We start from the raw sequence: 15,567 nt of genomic DNA, 5'->3' as shown, positions 1-15,567 counted from the left end.
AAAGAGCTTGAGCTTCACGCCGGACGAGGTCAGGGGCACTTTCTGTTCCGCGGCTCCTCTGGAACTGGTAGTTCCGCGGTTCATTCGAGAACGGCGGTGTTTGTCTCCTGCGCCTTGAGAGGCTGAACGCCACCGACGAGTTCAGTGGACCGGTTCGTTTGCCAGGTGAAGACCGTGATACGACCATGTTGTCGGCGTTTTGTGAGACCAGTCTTTCTAACATGCAGCATGGTCTCTGCCGGAATGCCGAATCTTCGCCGCGTGGCGTGGGGGGTGCTGGCCACTATCGCCCTGATCGGCGTGTGGTCCAACGCGAGCCTGGAACGGGACACCGGCCGGCTGCTGGCAGAGATTTCGGTGATGAATATCACGGACCGGCAGCGCGTGTATGCCGAAGAGGTTGCGAGACACGCATGGCAGCTGGTCACGGCGCTGTCTCATGAGGACCGGCAACAGGCGCGCGCACGCCTGAAGCGCAGTGTCGCTGGCATGCGCGACGGCCACGGCGCCTGGGTACAGGCCACAGCGCTGAACGACCCGCAGGACACAGCCGTTCCGCTTTTCGTGCGGCTGGACGTTGAGGTCCAGGGCTACCTGGCGGCCGCGAACAGCATCCTCCTGACTCCGGACGGGCAGTTAAAGCGGCGGAATTCAGACGTCCGCTGGTTGGAGCATCAGGCAACAGGCTCCCTCATCAGCGTGCTGGATGAAGCGATCGCCAAACTGGAAGATGACGGCGACGAACACATTCGCCGCATGAATGCCGACGCAAAAGTGCGGCTTCTATGCGTCATTGTGCTGCTGGTGGTTCTTGGGCAGGGGGTGTTCCGGCCGCTCGACCGGCGAATCCGCCGGGTTCAGGGTGACCTGATCACAGAACGGGACTTCGCGCAGCAGGTGATGACCACGGCGGCGCAGGGCCTCACCGTGACCGATGCGCAGGGTCGGTTTGAGTACGTGAACCCTGCCTACGCCCAGATGGTCGGGTTGCACCCGGACGCTCTGCTGGGGCGTACTCCATTTGACGTGGCGTTCGCTGATGAGCACCTGATTCTTCGTGAAGCGGCGGAGCGGTGCGCAGCCGGCGAGACAAGCACGTACGAGGCGCAGTTGCGGCGCACTGACAGCACGGCAGTGCCTGTCCTCATCACGGAGACGCCCCGCGTGATCGGCGGCGTCCGGACTGGCGCCATTGCGTCGATCACAGACCTGACCGAGCAGAAGCTGAATGAACAGACTGTCTGGACTCTGGCGGCACTCTCGCACGGACTGGAGCAGGAGCAGACGCCTGAGGGGGTGGCCCGGCGCGCACTGAGCCTGCTGTCGCAGTCGATGGACCTGGGGTGGCTCACACTGTACCGCCGTGATGGGGAACGGTTCGTGCTGCAGAAGACTTCAGGTGATCTGCCCAGTGGTGCGGCTGCCCACACTGACCTGACGCTTGAGCGCAATGAAGGCCCGATCTGGGAGACTCTGGGAGGCCGCGCGGTGTACCTGACCGAGGCGCGCCTGCCTCCCTTTGCCGCGCTGGGGCCCCGGAGTGTGGCGGTGGTGCCGCTCCCCGCTGGCGACGGGCCTGTCACGCAGGTGCTGTGCGCTGCCCGCTCCGGAGAAGCCAGGCCCTGGGTTCTGCGGGAAAGGGTGCTGCTCGAAACGGCGGCACGTTCTGTCGCTGCAGCGTTGCAGCGGGCCGAGTTACACCAGGAGGCGCAGAACGCCGCGTCCTTTGCACAGACACTGTTAACCATCTCCGCGCTCGTGGAAAGTGAGTTCGACCCCTCAGCCACGGCCGCCGAGGTGCTGAATCTGCTGGGGCCGGCACTGCAGATGAACCGGGCCAGCGTGCTGCTGGTACGGGACGACCAGGCGGAGGTGGTCACGGCCTGGCCACCACAGGCATCCAGTTGGAACGACTGGGACGTACCGAAAGGGGAGCCGTGGCTGGAGTCAGCCGCTGCACCTGATCAGACCGTCACCATCCTCGACAGTCCGGCGACTGAGGATGCGCAACAGTGCAGTGTGGCCTGGGTGTCGCTGGCTACGGCGCAGGACACGCAGTTCCTGATGGTCGGCGCGCGCCCTCAACCTGCCAGGTCGTGGTCTCAGCAGGACCGGGCGCTGCTCGGTGCTGCTGCCCGGACGGTACGCGTTGCGTGGGAACGGCAGGGCCGGTTCCGGCAGGTTGAACTCGCGTCACTCACTGACCCCCTGACCGGTCTCGGTAACCGCCGCGCGCTGAACCGGTCCATGGAGGACCTCAGCCTGAGATCGGCGGAGCCCTTCGGGCTGCTGAGTATCGACGTGGACGGCCTGAAGGTGGTCAACGATACGTTCGGTCATGACTGCGGGGACCTGCTGCTACAGGAGTTCGCGCGGGCCCTGAAGGAGTGTTTCCGGGGGCATGACCTCGTGTTCCGTTTGGGTGGCGATGAGTTCGTGGTGCTGCTGCCCGGATGCCGGCAGGAGCAGGCGCAGAGCATGCTGAACCGGGTGCAGGCCGCTTCCGACCGGGTCCGCCGCCTGCCGGAACTGGTGGGGTGTGGAGCGAGTGTAGGCGCCGCTTTCTGTCCAGATGACGGTCAGTTGCTGCCCCAGCTGATCACGCGTGCAGATGAGCGGATGTATGAGCACAAGAGACGCCGGAAGAAGCAACTCATCTAGAAATGAAGAGAGGGGATGGGGCTCTGCTCACTGAGCCCACGGGTCCGGGAGCCCTAGGGAGGTCCGGTTCTCAGCTGAGGCAAAGGAGAGGACCCAGAAGCAGAAACAGGTTCTCTGCGTGAATTCAACCCTGTCCGCAGGACGTCGTGCCAACGGCGTTTCCCTCTTGTGGCGATGAGGTCGGGAAACGGTGGTGGGCGTGCCAGCGGCCTGCCCGCTGTCTCCTCCGGGTCTGCCTGACTTCAGAGCACTGGCTTCACATCGTGGGCAAGTGCCTCTGTTCGAAGGTCTTCCTGCCTTTCATGCCGCCGGATTTCCGGTAACGGGGGGTGGAGACTTCAGGCCTCTTGGCATTCACCCAGGGCCGGCTGCCGTGCACATACAGCAGGGAGCCGGGAAGCTGTTCCCAGTTGGCTGGGGGCAGGTGAACGAACTTGAACGGTTCCGCGGACCGACTTCCCTCCCGCTTGCGCGTCCGTTTATCAGGAGTTGGACGCCCCTCTCCCCTACCACTGGGTTCCGTCTCACCGTCAATGGTCTTGTGGGTGTGAGGCGCACGGCGAGCGGCCTTCTCATAGACTGGTCGGGCCTTAGAAATCAGGTTAGTCGCCCGTTACCGAATGCTCAGGGGCTCCAGACGTGTGTAAAGCTGGGGGACACCAGGATCGACACTTCAAAAGGGAAAACCTTCTCTCACGAGTTACAACGGCAATTCACCGTTGGGTCCGCAGGGCCGCAGGGACCCGGTCGATGCCCGGCGCAGGAGACCCTGCAGCGCTGTTTCCAGGACGCCCGCGACAGTCAGCACCTCCGGAAACACGTAGGTGGTGGCGCCGCAGCCAGCGCGCAGAACAGTTAGCCGCACAGCGCCGCTCTGCTCCACCATGGCGCCCAGCGTGACGTCGGGTGGCGCACCTGCCTGCGCGACTGCGACAGCCTGGCGGACCTGAACCGTCACGTGCTCCGTATCCACGCTTAAAGCGTACTCCTCCGCGGCTGGGAAGCAGCCTCATCCGCAGACAGACGCACCAGTGGTCTGCCGGGGGTCAATGCTGGTTCTCGGCAGGCGCCTCTCACAACCGGAGAAGGTCAGCGTGAGTTCCTTCCTCGGAAAGTGCGGCCTCCTGCAGGGGGCGTGCCGGGCTGTGGCCGCGTCTCATGAACATTCTTTACGGATGTAATTCAGAGAAAAAGTTTCATTCTCGTTGATTATTGACAAGAATATTTTTCATAACTATGGTGGCAGGTGTCGGCCCCGGCCGTTCTGGTCTGGTCATACCGGCTTTCTCGGGAGGCGTCCGCGGTCAGCTCACCGGGCCCGACGCACCCATCCGACCAGCCCTTTGCCCTTGAAAGCAGGCTCAAGCGTAGTGAAACATCATGGCGCCCCACTCCTCTCCGCCTCCAGAGGTTCTCCGATGCTCCAGCCCACTGCCACGCGCACGTCCACGCACCGCACCTGCCTGATTCATCCGGGCGTCCCGTGGACGCTCTTCACGACCGGTCCCTTCGGGCTCCTGCGGTCCTGCGGCCCTTCCGGAGTTGTGGTCGCTTGACCCGCACGCTGCGGGGCCAGCTGGTGCTGCCCGGCGAAGTCCGCCCCGGCGAGGTGCTGTTCGGTCCCACGCTCGAGAAGGTCACCCCGACGGACCATGCGCCACCGGGACTGTTCATCCTTCCAGGGTTTGTGGATACGCACGTGCACGGCGGCGGCGGCGGCGACACCATGGACGGCGCGCCGGGTGTGCGCACCCTTGCGCAGATGCACGCGCGGCACGGCACCACCTCGCTGCTGCCCACCACCATGACCGCGCCGTGGCCACAGGTGCTCACGGCCCTCCACGGAGTGCGTGAAGTGATGATGGACGGCGTTCACGGCGGTGCGGACGTTCTGGGTGCCCATCTGGAGGGGCCGTTCATCAGCCCCCAGCGCCTGGGCGCACAGCCCCCATACGCGGTGAACGCCACGCCTGAGCTTGTGCGTGAGGTCCTGGCGCTCGGCGTGGTGCGGGCAGTGACTCTGGCTCCGGAGGTCAGGGGCGCGCCCGACGCCGCACGGGCGTTCGTTGAGGCGGACGTTCGAGTGGGTGTGGGTCACACGCGGGCGGACGCTGAGACCGTGACCGCCTTTCTGGACGCCGTGCACGCAGAAGGTGGACGCACCTGCGCGACGCATCTGTTCAACGCCATGGGCGGCATTGAGGGCCGGGTGCCCGGGCCAGCGGGCTCCCTGCTGGCCGACCCCCGCGCGTTCCTGGAAATCATTCTGGACGGCTTTCATGTTCACCCGACCAGTTTCCGGCTTGCGTGGGCGGCCGGCCGCGACCGGGTGATGCTCGTCACGGACGCGATGCGTGCCGCCGGTCAGGGAGACCGGGACAGTGAACTGGGCGGGCAGGTCGTCATGGTCCGCGGCGGACGCGCCACCCTGGAGGACGGAACGCTCGCGGGCAGCGTCCTGACGATGGACGCCGCCGTCCGCCGCGCCGTTCAGGGTGGGGTGCCGCTGCACTCGGCGAGCTGGATGGCGAGCGGCGCGCCCGCCCGGTCCCTGGGGCTGGTGGACCGGGGCACCCTGACCCCGGGCCTGCGGGCAGACCTGACCGTGCTGGACGCTGAAATGAACGTTCTTCAGGTATTTGTGGCCGGACAGCCGGTGTTGGAGGAAGCATGAGCGCAGGTGAGTCCATGATGGTGCAGGAGGCGCGGGAAGCGCCAGAGGTGGTGGAACGGCAGGGTGCCCTGAACGGCGCGGTGATCGGGGAGGTGACCCGCGCCATCGAAGCGCGCCGCCCGGCCTTCGCGATGACGATTGCCCGGGGCAGCAGCGATCACGCGTGCACCGTGCTGAAGTACGCGCTGGAAACGCAGCTGGGCCTGCCGGTTGGCAGCGTGGCTCCGAGTGTGCACACCCTGTATGGCGCGCGGCTCAACCTGCGGGGCGCGCTGATGATCGCGGTGTCACAGAGCGGCGCGAGTCCCGACGTGGTGGAAAACGTACGGGTGGCCCGTGCGGCCGGTGCGTTGACGGTGGCGCTGGTCAACGTGGAAGACAGTGATCTGGCGCGGGAGGCGGAGTTCGTGGTGCCGCTGCAGTGCGGGGAGGAACGTGCGGTGGCCGCCACGAAAAGCTACCTGGGTAGTCTCACGGCGCTGCTGCCGGTGATCGCGTCGCTCTCGGGAGACAGGGCCCTGCGGCGCGCGCTGGAAGGCCTGCCGGAAATGCTCAGGGCGACGCTGGACGCACAAGCGGCGGCGCAGGACCTCGCGGAACGGTACCGGTTCGTGGAGCGGCTGGTGGTGCTGGGCCGGGGGCTGCACATGGGCGTGGCGCAGGAAGCGGCGCTGAAGTTGAAAGAAACCTGTGGCGTGCATGCGGAGGCGTACTCGGCCGCGGAGTTCAGTCACGGGCCGAAACGCCTGCTGGCCGAGGGGGTGCCGGTGCTGGGGTTCGTCCCGGCCGACGCAGCCGCAGACTCGGTCGGCGAAGCGTACGCGGCGCTGGTCGCAGGCAGTGCGGACGTCCGCACGCTGGGACCGGGCGCCGGGAGCGCCGTGCCGACCGCCACCACAGGCCACGCGGTCACGGACCCGGTGGGCAGCGCGCTGGGGTTCTACCTGTTTGCTGGAGCGCTGGCGGCAGTCCGGGGCCTGAACCCGGACGCCCCGCCGCTGCTGAGCAAAGTCACCCGTACCCGCTGAATCAGCGCGATTCGGTGACTTTCCGGTGCGTCCCCGTCAGCGGGAAGAGAGCTGATCGGAACGCGCCGCCTTTCTTCTGGCGGGGTTCACGCACTGTCCTCGAAGGTCATTGGGCCAGCGCACCGGCGACGCCCTCAAGGAAACGGACTGGACCGGGCCGGCGGGGCTCTCAGGTCCTGCGCTGGCCTCCGATCCCGTGGTGAACGGTGCAAGCGTCACGGGCAACAGATCGGGTGACGCCTGTGCTCTCGACAGCCGGTCTCCTGGACTCCACATCACCGTCACGCCAGGGGCGCGTCGACTCTCCATACTGGGGGCGTTCGACTGTCCCTGTGCCCTGCTGGCGCAAGGCCGCTTCAGGGGTGAGAGGCAGTGCAGCGTCTGCCCCGTTCCCCTCCAGAGTTTTCCATTCCGCCTGAGGTGTCATGCAACTTCACAGATTCCTTTCGCTTCCCTGCCCTTCCTCTCCTGCCCGGAGCGACGTTCCCGCGCGGCGCGGGTGTCCTGCCCAGACGCCAGCCTGGCGCAGGGGCACTTTGCGTTCCGTCCGCGCGGCCGAGGGCTGGGTTCCCCGCGCTGCAGGCGCCGGCCGCAGCACCCTCCGCAGTTCTGCCTGTGCCTGGGCAGGTCGCCTCACGCCTCAAGACCGGACCCCTCATGCCTGAGCGGGGCGTTCTGGAGCAGTTGCGGGGCCAGCTGGTGGTGTCCTGTCAGGCGAATCCGGACAGCCCGCTGCGTGACTCCTTCATCATCAGCCGGCTCGCCCTCGCCGCCGCGCACGGCGGCGCCGCGGGCCTGCGCATCCAGGGTTTCGCGGACGTGCAGGCCGTGCGGGCCGTCACGTCCCTGCCCCTCATCGGCCTGACCAAGACCGACCGCGACGACACGGAGGTCTACATCACCCCCACCGCGGACGAAGCGGTGCGGCTCGCCCGGCTGGGCTGCGAGATCGTCGCGCTGGACGCCACGAACCGCCCCCGGCCCGAGCCGCTGGGCGGCATGATCGCCGCCGTGCACGGGGCTGGCGCGCTGGTCATGGCCGACATCAGCACCCTGGCGGAGGCCGAGGCGGCGTTCGAGGCCGGCGCGGACGTGGTCAGCACGACCATGAGTGGCTACACCAGGTACAGCCGGCAGCTGCCCGGACCGGACTGGACGCTGATGGAGGAACTGCGCGGGGCGGGCCTGCCGTTCGTGGCGGAGGGGCGCCTGAACACTCCGCAGGACGCCGCAGCGGCGGTGAGGTGCGGAGCCCTGTTCGTGGTGGTGGGTTCGGCCATCACGCGCCCTGACGTCATTACCCGCTGGTTCGCCGAGGCCGTCCGGACCTGAAGCGCCCCGGCGTCTGCGGGACCCGTCACACCTCCGGGCCTGACGGTTTGGCTCCAGTATCCGGCCCCCTCTTCACCGGGCTGGCCGTTCAGGGGACAGGGTTGGCCCCGGCTTCGAGGGGCGCCAGCGGCAGCACGCCAGGGGCTTCGCCCGTCAGCAGGGCGTGAGCGGCGGCGTTCACCTGGGCCGGCCGGTACCCGTAGGTGATCAGGGCAGGCAGCGGCAGGAGCCGGGCGTACTCCGGGTTCCACAGAGCGAGGTGCACGCCGCCCCGTGGCGCCAGCAGCCGCGCCAGTTCATGTTGGGCGGCACTCAGGGCCCACCGGGTGGGTGTGGCGAGCAGCGAGGGCGCGTGTGGGTGCGCATTCAGCAGGGTGCGCGCGGCGCCGAGGTCGGTGTCGGTGTACGGGGCGTGGCGCAGGCGCGGAAAGTGAATCCGGAGGGCGGCGGCCAGGGCGTCTGCGCACAGGCGGTCGCCGTACGGGCCGCCCACGGCAGGCTGCTCCGGGGCGAGCAGCAGCACGTCCATGTCGGCGCTCAGGCGGGGCACGCGGCCGAGTCGGGTGACGGCCGCGCGTGCCCAGGCGCTCATCTGCGCGTTGTCGCGGGCCTGCTGCGCCGCGCCATACGGGCGGGGCCGGCCGGGAAACCGCTGCTGGGCCTGGGCGAGACGCCGCAGCGCCTCATGCAGACGCTCCTCGGTGAGGGCGCCGCGGTGCAGGGCGCGCTCAATGGCGCGCAGATGCACCTCATGGGTGTGCAGGTCGCCATGCCCGCAGTTGAGGACGGCGTCCGCACCGGCCATCAGGGTCAATGCGGCGCCCTGCCCGTCCGGGTACCGGTCGGCGATGGCGCGCATGTCCATGGCGTCCGTGACCACCACGCCGTCGTAGCCCCACTCGCCCCGCAGCAGGTCCGTCAGGACGGGGCGGGAGAGGGTGGCTGGCCGCTCCGCGTCCAGGGCGGGATACAGGATGTGGGCGGTCATGACGCTGCCCACGCCGGCCCGCACGGCCGCCCGGAACGGCACCCACTCGCCGGCGCTGAGTTCCGCGCGTGAGCGCGTGACGGTGGGCAGGTCGAGGTGGCTGTCCACATGGGTGTCGCCGTGTCCGGGAAAGTGCTTCACGGCGCTCATCACGCCCGCGGCCTCACTGCCCTGCGCCCACGCGACGCCCAGTTCGGCAACGAGGGCAGGATCGCTGGCAAAAGCCCGTTCGCCGATTACCGGGTTCTGGGGATTGGCATGCACGTCCAGGCTCGGCGCGTAGTTCCAGTTGATGCCCAGGTCGAGCAGGCCGCGGGCCGCGGCCGCGCCGGCCTCACGCGCAGCACCCGGGTCGCGCAGGGCGCCCAGCGCCATGGGTGGGGGCACGTGAGGCACGTCAAGGCGCCGCAACACGGCGCCGCCCTCCTGGTCGGTGGCGATCAGAGCGTCGTGGCCGAGCGCGTCGCGGATGTCCTGCACGAGACGGGCGGTGCGCTCGGGCGTGGTGATGTTCCGCGCGAACAGACACGCGCCGCCGAACCCATGCCGCGCGAGGAACCGGCCCTGTTCCGGCGTCAGGTCCGGGCCGGGCAGGTCGATGATCAGGGTGCGCGCCGCGTTCACGCGCGCCGCCGGGGCGAACTCACTTGACGCCTCCGTCCAGGCCGCGCATGAACAGGCGCTGCGCGGCGAGAAACAGGAGCAGCACGGGCAGCATCATGATCAGCGAACCGGCGGCAATGTTGAACGGGTCGTAGTTGAACTGCCCCTTGAGTTTGAGCACGGCCACGCTGAGCGGCACCCGGTCCGGCGCGCCGGAGAGCACCAGCATCGGCCAGAAGTAGGCGTTCCAGGTGGTAACGACGGTGAAGATTCCCAGCGCCGCGAGACTCGGCCGCGTGAGGGGCAGCATGATGCGCGTCAGGATCGTCAGTTCGCTCGCGCCGTCCAGCCGCGCAGCTTCAAGCAGGGCGGCCGGGACGGCCAGGAACGCCTGACGCATCAGGAAGATCCCGAACGCGCCAGCAACAGTGGGAAGAACGACGCCCACGTGCGTCCCCAGCAGATGCAGTTTCTGAAGCGTCAGGGTGTTCACGAGAAAGTTCGTTTCGGTCGGCAGAACCAGCGTCAGGACAATCACGCTGAAGATCAGGGTCCGGCCGGGAAAGCGGAAGCGGGCGAGAGGGTAGGCGGCCAGAGCGGAGATGACCAGGGTCCCGACGACGCTCATGCCGGTGATCGCGACGCTGTTCCAGATGTAACGGCCCAGGCCGAAGGTGCGGTACACCTCCGCGAAATTGTGCAGGGTCACGCGGGTGGGAAACAGACTGGCCGGAAAATTGTAGATGCTGGTGCCGGCGGTCTTGTCGGTCAGGGCAATGGCAAGTGTCCACAGAAACGGGAACACTGCGAACAGAAGCACCAGGATCAGCAGCGTGTAGCGCAGCCCGGTGGCAATAAGCCGGCGGGGGGAGCGGCGCGGCGTGGCCGCCGGGCGGTGGGTGCGGGTCGCGGCGGCGCTCACGACTGTTCCCCGCGGGCGTCGCCGAACAGCCGGAAATTCACGAGCGCCAGGCCCAGCGCGACCACCGCCACGACCAGCCCGGCCGCGCTGGCAAGGCCGTAGTCGAAGTTGAAGCCCTGGAAGGCTTTGGAGTAGACGTACATCAGGGAGGTGTACGTGGAGTTCAGCGGTCCCCCGCCTGTGAGGACGAGCACCTCCTCCAGCACGCGCAGCGCGGCGATGGTGGACAGCAGGGTGCACAGCAGGATGGTGGGTCTCATGAGCGGCACCGTGACCTGCCAGAAGCGCTGCCAGGGTGTGGCGCCGTCCAGACGGGCCGCTTCCTCCAGTTCTGCCGGAATGTTCTGCAGCCCGGCGAGGTACAGCACCATGTAGTACCCGAAGCCGCGCCAGAAGGTCACGAGCATCACTGCCAGAAACGCCGTGGACTCGTTGTTCAGCCAGCCGAACGCTTCACCGCGCGGCAGCAGGTGCAGCGCCGAGAGGACCCAGTTCAGGGTGCCTTCGCGGTTGTACACCCACTCCCACATCACGGCGGCGAGTGAGATGCTGGTCACCACCGGCACGTAGTACGCCGCGCGGAAAAAGGCCATGCCGGGCAGTTCACGGCTGACGAGCACCGCCACGGCGAGAGACGCGAGCTGCAGGGCCGGCACCACCAGCAGGTACTTCACGCTGTTGCCCAGTGACGTCAGGAACAGCGGATCGGCGAGAAGCGTGCGGAAGTTCCGCAGGCCCACCCACTGCGGCCCGAGGCCCCGCGCGAACCGCGCGCCGGTGTACTCGGTGAACCCCAGGTACGTGCCGTACGCCAGGGGGTAGAACGTGAACGCCAGCAGCAGCAGCAGGGCTGGGGCCAGAAAAGCGTAGGACATCAGGGTGTCCCGCCAGGAAAAACGCATCCGGGGTCTCCTTCGGGGCTTTCGCCAGGGGGAAGGGGCTTCAGCGGCGGCAGCGGTCCGCCCCAGCGCCGGGCGGACCGCTGCCGCGGCGCCGTCAGGGACAGGCGTTATTTCTTCATGTTGGCGTTCCAGTACGCCGCGGCGTCACTTAATGCCTGCTGCGCGGTTTTCTTGCCCATCACCGCGGACTCGATGTTGTCGTTGAAGTTCTTGTACAGGTCGTCACTGTTTCCCGGCGCCTTGTACCCGGGGTTGATGAACCGGCCGGCTGCGCCCACCAGGGCCGTGGCACGCACGACCGGGTCGGTGCCGCTCTGCCTGAACTGCGCGGCGTTCTGTGCGGCGCGGGTGGTGGGCACGATCGGGACCACTTTCGCAAAGGCCAGCTGATTGGCGTTGCTGGTCATGAACGCCGCGAGCCGGGCAGCCTCGGCGGGGTGTTTGCTGGCAGTGGGGACAACCAGGGCCATGCTGCCGCCCGTCTGCACGTTCGCCCTGCCGAGCGGCGCGTCCGTCACGACCGTCTTGCCGTACAGCGAGGGGTTGGTGTCCTTGATGCGGGTCAGGGCCTGTGGGCCACCGACGATCATGGCAACGCGGTTCTGAGCGTACAGTTCCGTGGCGATCTGGAACGCTTCACGGCGCAGGGCGTCCTCCGGAATGTACCCGCCTTTGTAGAGCGTCACGTACTGCTGAAGCAGCGCCGCGTGCGCGGGCGTGTTGAATGCGGCGCGGCCGTCGGCGGTGTATACGGGCAGACCTTCACTGTAGAAGTACCCGAGGAACGACGCGGTGTTGGGGTCTTTCAGGGCGGGCACCCACCCGTACGCCCCGGTTTTGTCCTTGATGGTCCTGGCGTAGCTGAGCATCTCGCTCATGCTGCGCGGCGCGCGGGTCAGGCCGGCTTTCTTGAACAGGTCAGGGTTGTACAGCAGCACGCCTTCATTCAGCCAGCCGTACCAGGGGTAGGCGTAGACCTTGCTGCCGCTGGTGAAGTTCTTGACGCTCTGCGGGTAGTACGACGCGAGCACCGCGGGGCTGCTCAGGTCGCTGCTGGCGCGCAGGAAGCCGTTCTGCGCGGCTTTCATGGTCTCGTCGATGTTCAGGTTCACCACGTCAGGTGCGTTGCCGAGGTTCACGCTGGCAATGAAGTCCTGCACCATGGAGTCCTGCTTGTCGAACCAGCGGACCTTGATGCCGGGGTTGGCCTTCTCGAACGCGGCAATGGTGTCTTTGATGTACGAGTCGAACTTGGGGCTCAGGTACCAGGTCCAGAACTGCAGCTCCACCGGTTGCTGGGCGGAGGCGGTACCGGCGGTGAGAGCGAAACCGAGGGCAAGCAGACGCAGCTTCTTCATGGTGATCTCCTTATCGGGGATGGAAACGCTCAGTATTTCTTCTCGACGACCGACTCGGCGGTGACGCGCAGCATGGCGTGCGCTTCGGGACGGTGAGCGAGGACCGCCATGTACAGCAGTTCAAGCATCAGCATTTGGCTGCTGATGGTGGACAGGACGGCGTCGGTCAATGGGTCCTCCTGCGCGGCGCTGAACAGTACGGCACTGGCGTGGCGGGTAATGGGACTGCTGGGGCGGTGCACCAGTGCCACGGTGTAGTGCTGGTGGCTGTGCGCCAGGCGCAGGTGCTGCACGGTGTCGATGGTGCTGCCGCTGCTGGAGATTCCGATCACCACGCCGTTGCGCGGCAGGGTGCTGACACTAACGGCCGCGATGTGAGGGTCGGTGTACGTCACGGCCGTGATGCCGATGCGCATCAGACGGTGGGCGAAGTACTGTGCGACCAGACCGCTGTTGCCCTGCCCGGTGAGGTCCACGCGGGGAGCGCGGGCGATGGCCTGCGCCACGCTCTCGAGCACACCGGGGTTGATGAGCTGCGCGGTGTCTTCCAGGGTCTGGCAGGTGTGACGCACCAGACGTGAAGCGGGGTCCAGCGCGAGGTCCTCGGTGGGGAGGGCGTCCCGGCTGGCGACGTCGGAGGCCAGGGCGATCTTGAAGGCGTGAAAGCCGGCAAAACCCAGTTTGCGGCACAGGCGGGTGACGGTGGCTTCACTGACGCCGGCGCCACTGGCAAGTTCGGTGATGGTCTGGTGGACCACACTGTCGGCGTGACGGATCACGTGCTCCGCGACGCGGCGCAGGGTGGGTGAAAGCGGCGTGGCCTGCTGTCGCAGACGGCCAAGAGCGCCACCGGTACTGACGGGTGGAGAGATGGTCACAGGGCCTCCTAAGGACCGGGGGTGGTGATAGGTGGAGCTTACATCTGAAAAAATATTTTTGTCAAGCCCTCAATTTCGGAGAATGATTTTCATATCTGGGCTACTCCCGAGTCTGGCTCCTCCCCTCCCCTGACTGTTGTCTTGCCTTCAGCTGTTGCCGCCGACCTGCGCGTTGCTCAGCCAACGGTTTCGCCGCTCCCAGGCAGACCAGCTTCTGACGCACCGTGCCCCGACATCCGCACTTCCAGTCGAGTCGAAGACCTCCTTCCGGCTGCCGCACGCTATTGCCCCTGCATCGGCCCATGAATGGAGCGGGTCCGCCGGGCGCTCCAGCACCAGGATCGACCCCGAACAGACGGCAGCGGCCCATCGGCTTCGCACCACCAGTGACAGCGACCTGTGCGCTGGCGTCAGGCGCTGCTACGCCGTGAAGATCAGCGGCGTTCTCAAAGCGCGCCGGGTCATCCTGTTTCCGGCCACACGAAAGAAGGGACCGACAACGGGCCTCACTGGCCCGGTCGTGACGCCACTGGACATGAGATTCAGGAGCAACAGGAGGAACACTTTCGCTTCAGGTCTGGCCGTGCCCTGGGTGCGAAGCAGAAAGCCGGACGATGAGACCGCAAGGAGGCTCTGCCGACAGACTTGTTGAGCTGAGGCGCCTCTTGGGTCCGGGACCAGGCCCTCTGATTTTTCAGTGGGTGCGCGGCTTCACCGTAGGGTTCGAGGTCGTGAGACAGCCGTTGCTTCCGCTCCGTCAGCCTGTGCGGCAGCGCCTTTGGAGGGAACACCCGGTAGAGACGGGTTGACTGGCCTTCGCGGAGCGATTTCATGAACGGTCTGCAAGACACTGAACGCCCGGTGGGCGCCAGGTACTTCAGCGTGACTTCCCGGCCACCACCTGCCGTCCTGAGCAATCCTTTATCCGACGCGTCTTATCACGAAGTGATGTGGGGTCCAGGCTGCACAATACCAACGTATGTCTGCGTCGTTCCTTCCTTCGCAAGCGCCCTTGTCCGCTCAGAGCGCACTGGTGTGCCGCCTGACGGCCGCTGTTTCCCCAGAGGAACTGCTGCGACTTGTCATGGAGGGCGTACCAGGGCTGCGCGGAGTCGCCCTGTTCACGCAGGATGACGACACCCCGGTTGTTTCAATCGGTGAATCCTGCGACGACGCTCAAAGCGTTCTGCTGGACCTTTCTGACGACTCCGAGTATCGCCTGCGCACCGTGCCTCACGTGCCTGTCTCACCGGAGGTGCTGGCCGTCATGGAGTTGCGTTTGCTGTACCTGGACACCCGGGACACGGCGATTCGGCTCGGGAATGAGCTCGCTGCCCTGACCCAGGCAGCGAAAACAGACGCCCTGACCGGGCTGCCCAACCGGCACGCGCTGGACCTGGACCTGGACCGAATCGACGCTGCAAGTCACGCGTACGCGATGGTGTTCATCGACCTGGATGGGTTCAAGGCCATCAACGACCATTACGGGCATGCCCTGGGCGATTCCCTGCTCAAGGGATATGGGCTGTGGCTCTCCCGCGTGACAGGACCCTGGGGCCGCGTGTACCGCATGGGCGGCGACGAGTACCTGCTGCTCATGACAGATTTCCCGGGGCCTCCGGAAGCGTTCGAAGCGTGGGCCCATGAGCGCCTGCAGATTCCGTTCGTTGATGGTGTCAGTGCCAGCATGGGCATCGCCTGGCGGCACGAAGCGGACACGGTCAGTGACGTCATGCGCCTGGCAGACCAGCGTATGTACACCGCAAAAAGTGACCCTGAGAACGCGGCGCGGCTCACAGATCGCCGCGCTGCCTTTCGCCGCGAGCCATGACCAAAGGGTTCTACGGCGCTGCGGCCAGTTTTGTCTGACCTCCGTGGCTATCAGCGCGCTGCACGTCCGGGGCGACCACCAGCATAAAAAGCACCAGATCAGGTCGGAGACGGGACTGATCGGGTGGATGGGACGGCGCCTGCGTTCGGCGCGCCCTGCCTCAGCCGGTCCTTGTGGCCTCAGATCACGAAACTGAGATGCTGCGCCTCCGGGAACGTGTACCGGACGGGCGGGTCCCTGGGAAGTGCGGTACGTCCTTCCCCATGTGAGCGTCGCTCCTCTCGCGGGGTAAACCTGGCGGGCTGCTCATGAAGAGGTACGGTTCATAAGCCGTCCAGCGCACTCCTGAGGAACGTGGGTGCCATGGAGGTCCTCGTGTGGACGGGTAAC

11 protein-coding genes are annotated in these 15,567 nt (G+C 66.7%); 5 read left to right on the top strand and 6 right to left on the bottom strand.

Annotated features, from left to right (window positions below):
* The first annotated feature begins 228 nt into the window (after positions 1-228).
* Positions 229-2,661 carry a sensor domain-containing diguanylate cyclase gene (locus LAJ19_RS19240; RefSeq protein ID WP_225524113.1) on the top strand — a complete coding sequence of 811 codons (2,433 nt, stop codon included), beginning with the start codon at positions 229-231 and terminating at the stop codon, positions 2,659-2,661.
* Positions 2,662-3,361: 700 nt separating this feature from the next.
* Here the strand turns inward: LAJ19_RS19240 and LAJ19_RS19235 are convergent.
* Positions 3,362-3,634 (bottom strand): hypothetical protein, encoded by a 273-nt coding sequence (locus LAJ19_RS19235; protein WP_225524112.1) that lies wholly within the window; start codon positions 3,632-3,634, stop codon positions 3,362-3,364.
* A 579-nt stretch (positions 3,635-4,213) separates the two neighbouring features.
* On the opposite strand from LAJ19_RS19235, the gene nagA reads away from it, so the two are divergent.
* The 3 genes from nagA (at position 4,214) to LAJ19_RS19220 (ending at position 7,695) form a co-directional block, all read left to right on the top strand.
* Entirely contained in the window at positions 4,214-5,335 is a 1,122-nt protein-coding gene (gene nagA / locus LAJ19_RS19230; RefSeq protein ID WP_225524111.1) for an N-acetylglucosamine-6-phosphate deacetylase, read from the top strand.
* The gene (locus LAJ19_RS19225; RefSeq protein ID WP_225524110.1) at positions 5,332-6,363 is read left to right on the top strand and encodes an SIS domain-containing protein; all 1,032 of its coding nucleotides are present in this window, start codon (positions 5,332-5,334) and stop codon (positions 6,361-6,363) included. The genes nagA and LAJ19_RS19225 overlap by 4 nt, the downstream gene beginning before the upstream one ends.
* A 657-nt stretch (positions 6,364-7,020) precedes the next feature.
* Positions 7,021-7,695: an N-acetylmannosamine-6-phosphate 2-epimerase gene (locus LAJ19_RS19220; RefSeq protein ID WP_225524109.1), complete on the top strand. Its 675-nt coding sequence runs from the start codon at positions 7,021-7,023 to the stop codon at positions 7,693-7,695.
* An 88-nt stretch (positions 7,696-7,783) separates the two neighbouring features.
* Here LAJ19_RS19220 and LAJ19_RS19215 read toward each other — a convergent pair whose 3' ends face one another.
* The 5 genes from LAJ19_RS19215 to LAJ19_RS19195 all read right to left on the bottom strand — a co-directional run bounded on the left by LAJ19_RS19215 (position 7,784) and on the right by LAJ19_RS19195 (position 13,346).
* Positions 7,784-9,307: a glycoside hydrolase family 3 N-terminal domain-containing protein gene (locus LAJ19_RS19215; protein WP_225524108.1), complete on the bottom strand. Its 1,524-nt coding sequence runs from the start codon at positions 9,305-9,307 to the stop codon at positions 7,784-7,786.
* Between the two features lie 19 nt (positions 9,308-9,326).
* Positions 9,327-10,208 (bottom strand): carbohydrate ABC transporter permease, encoded by an 882-nt coding sequence (locus tag LAJ19_RS19210; protein WP_225524107.1) that lies wholly within the window; start codon positions 10,206-10,208, stop codon positions 9,327-9,329.
* Positions 10,205-11,110: a carbohydrate ABC transporter permease gene (locus LAJ19_RS19205; protein WP_225524106.1), complete on the bottom strand. Its 906-nt coding sequence runs from the start codon at positions 11,108-11,110 to the stop codon at positions 10,205-10,207. The genes LAJ19_RS19210 and LAJ19_RS19205 overlap by 4 nt, the downstream gene beginning before the upstream one ends.
* Positions 11,111-11,217: 107 nt before the next feature.
* A complete protein-coding gene (locus tag LAJ19_RS19200) occupies positions 11,218-12,468 on the bottom strand; it encodes an ABC transporter substrate-binding protein (RefSeq protein WP_225524105.1) in 1,251 nt (416 codons plus the stop codon).
* A 29-nt stretch (positions 12,469-12,497) separates the two neighbouring features.
* Entirely contained in the window at positions 12,498-13,346 is an 849-nt protein-coding gene (locus LAJ19_RS19195) for a MurR/RpiR family transcriptional regulator (RefSeq protein ID WP_225524104.1), read from the bottom strand.
* A 1,012-nt stretch (positions 13,347-14,358) separates the two neighbouring features.
* Between LAJ19_RS19195 and LAJ19_RS19190 the strand changes: the two genes are divergently transcribed.
* Positions 14,359-15,177: a GGDEF domain-containing protein gene (locus tag LAJ19_RS19190; RefSeq protein ID WP_225524103.1), complete on the top strand. Its 819-nt coding sequence runs from the start codon at positions 14,359-14,361 to the stop codon at positions 15,175-15,177.
* The last annotated feature ends 390 nt before the right edge of the window (positions 15,178-15,567 follow it).

Source organism: Deinococcus taeanensis, assembly GCF_020229735.1.
Classification (GTDB): Bacteria; Deinococcota; Deinococci; order Deinococcales; family Deinococcaceae; genus Deinococcus; species Deinococcus taeanensis.
Note: the sequence above shows the minus strand (reverse complement) of the source record. Positions and strands in the feature narration are given on the sequence as shown.

Coding starts and splice junctions, on each gene's coding strand:
- LAJ19_RS19205 (WP_225524106.1), bottom strand. CDS start 11,110: ATGCGTTTTTCCTGGCGGGACACCCTGATGTCCTACGCTTTTCTGGCC.
- LAJ19_RS19220 (WP_225524109.1), top strand. CDS start 7,021: ATGCCTGAGCGGGGCGTTCTGGAGCAGTTGCGGGGCCAGCTGGTGGTG.
- LAJ19_RS19225 (WP_225524110.1), top strand. CDS start 5,332: ATGAGCGCAGGTGAGTCCATGATGGTGCAGGAGGCGCGGGAAGCGCCA.
- LAJ19_RS19200 (WP_225524105.1), bottom strand. CDS start 12,468: ATGAAGAAGCTGCGTCTGCTTGCCCTCGGTTTCGCTCTCACCGCCGGT.
- LAJ19_RS19240 (WP_225524113.1), top strand. CDS start 229: ATGGTCTCTGCCGGAATGCCGAATCTTCGCCGCGTGGCGTGGGGGGTG.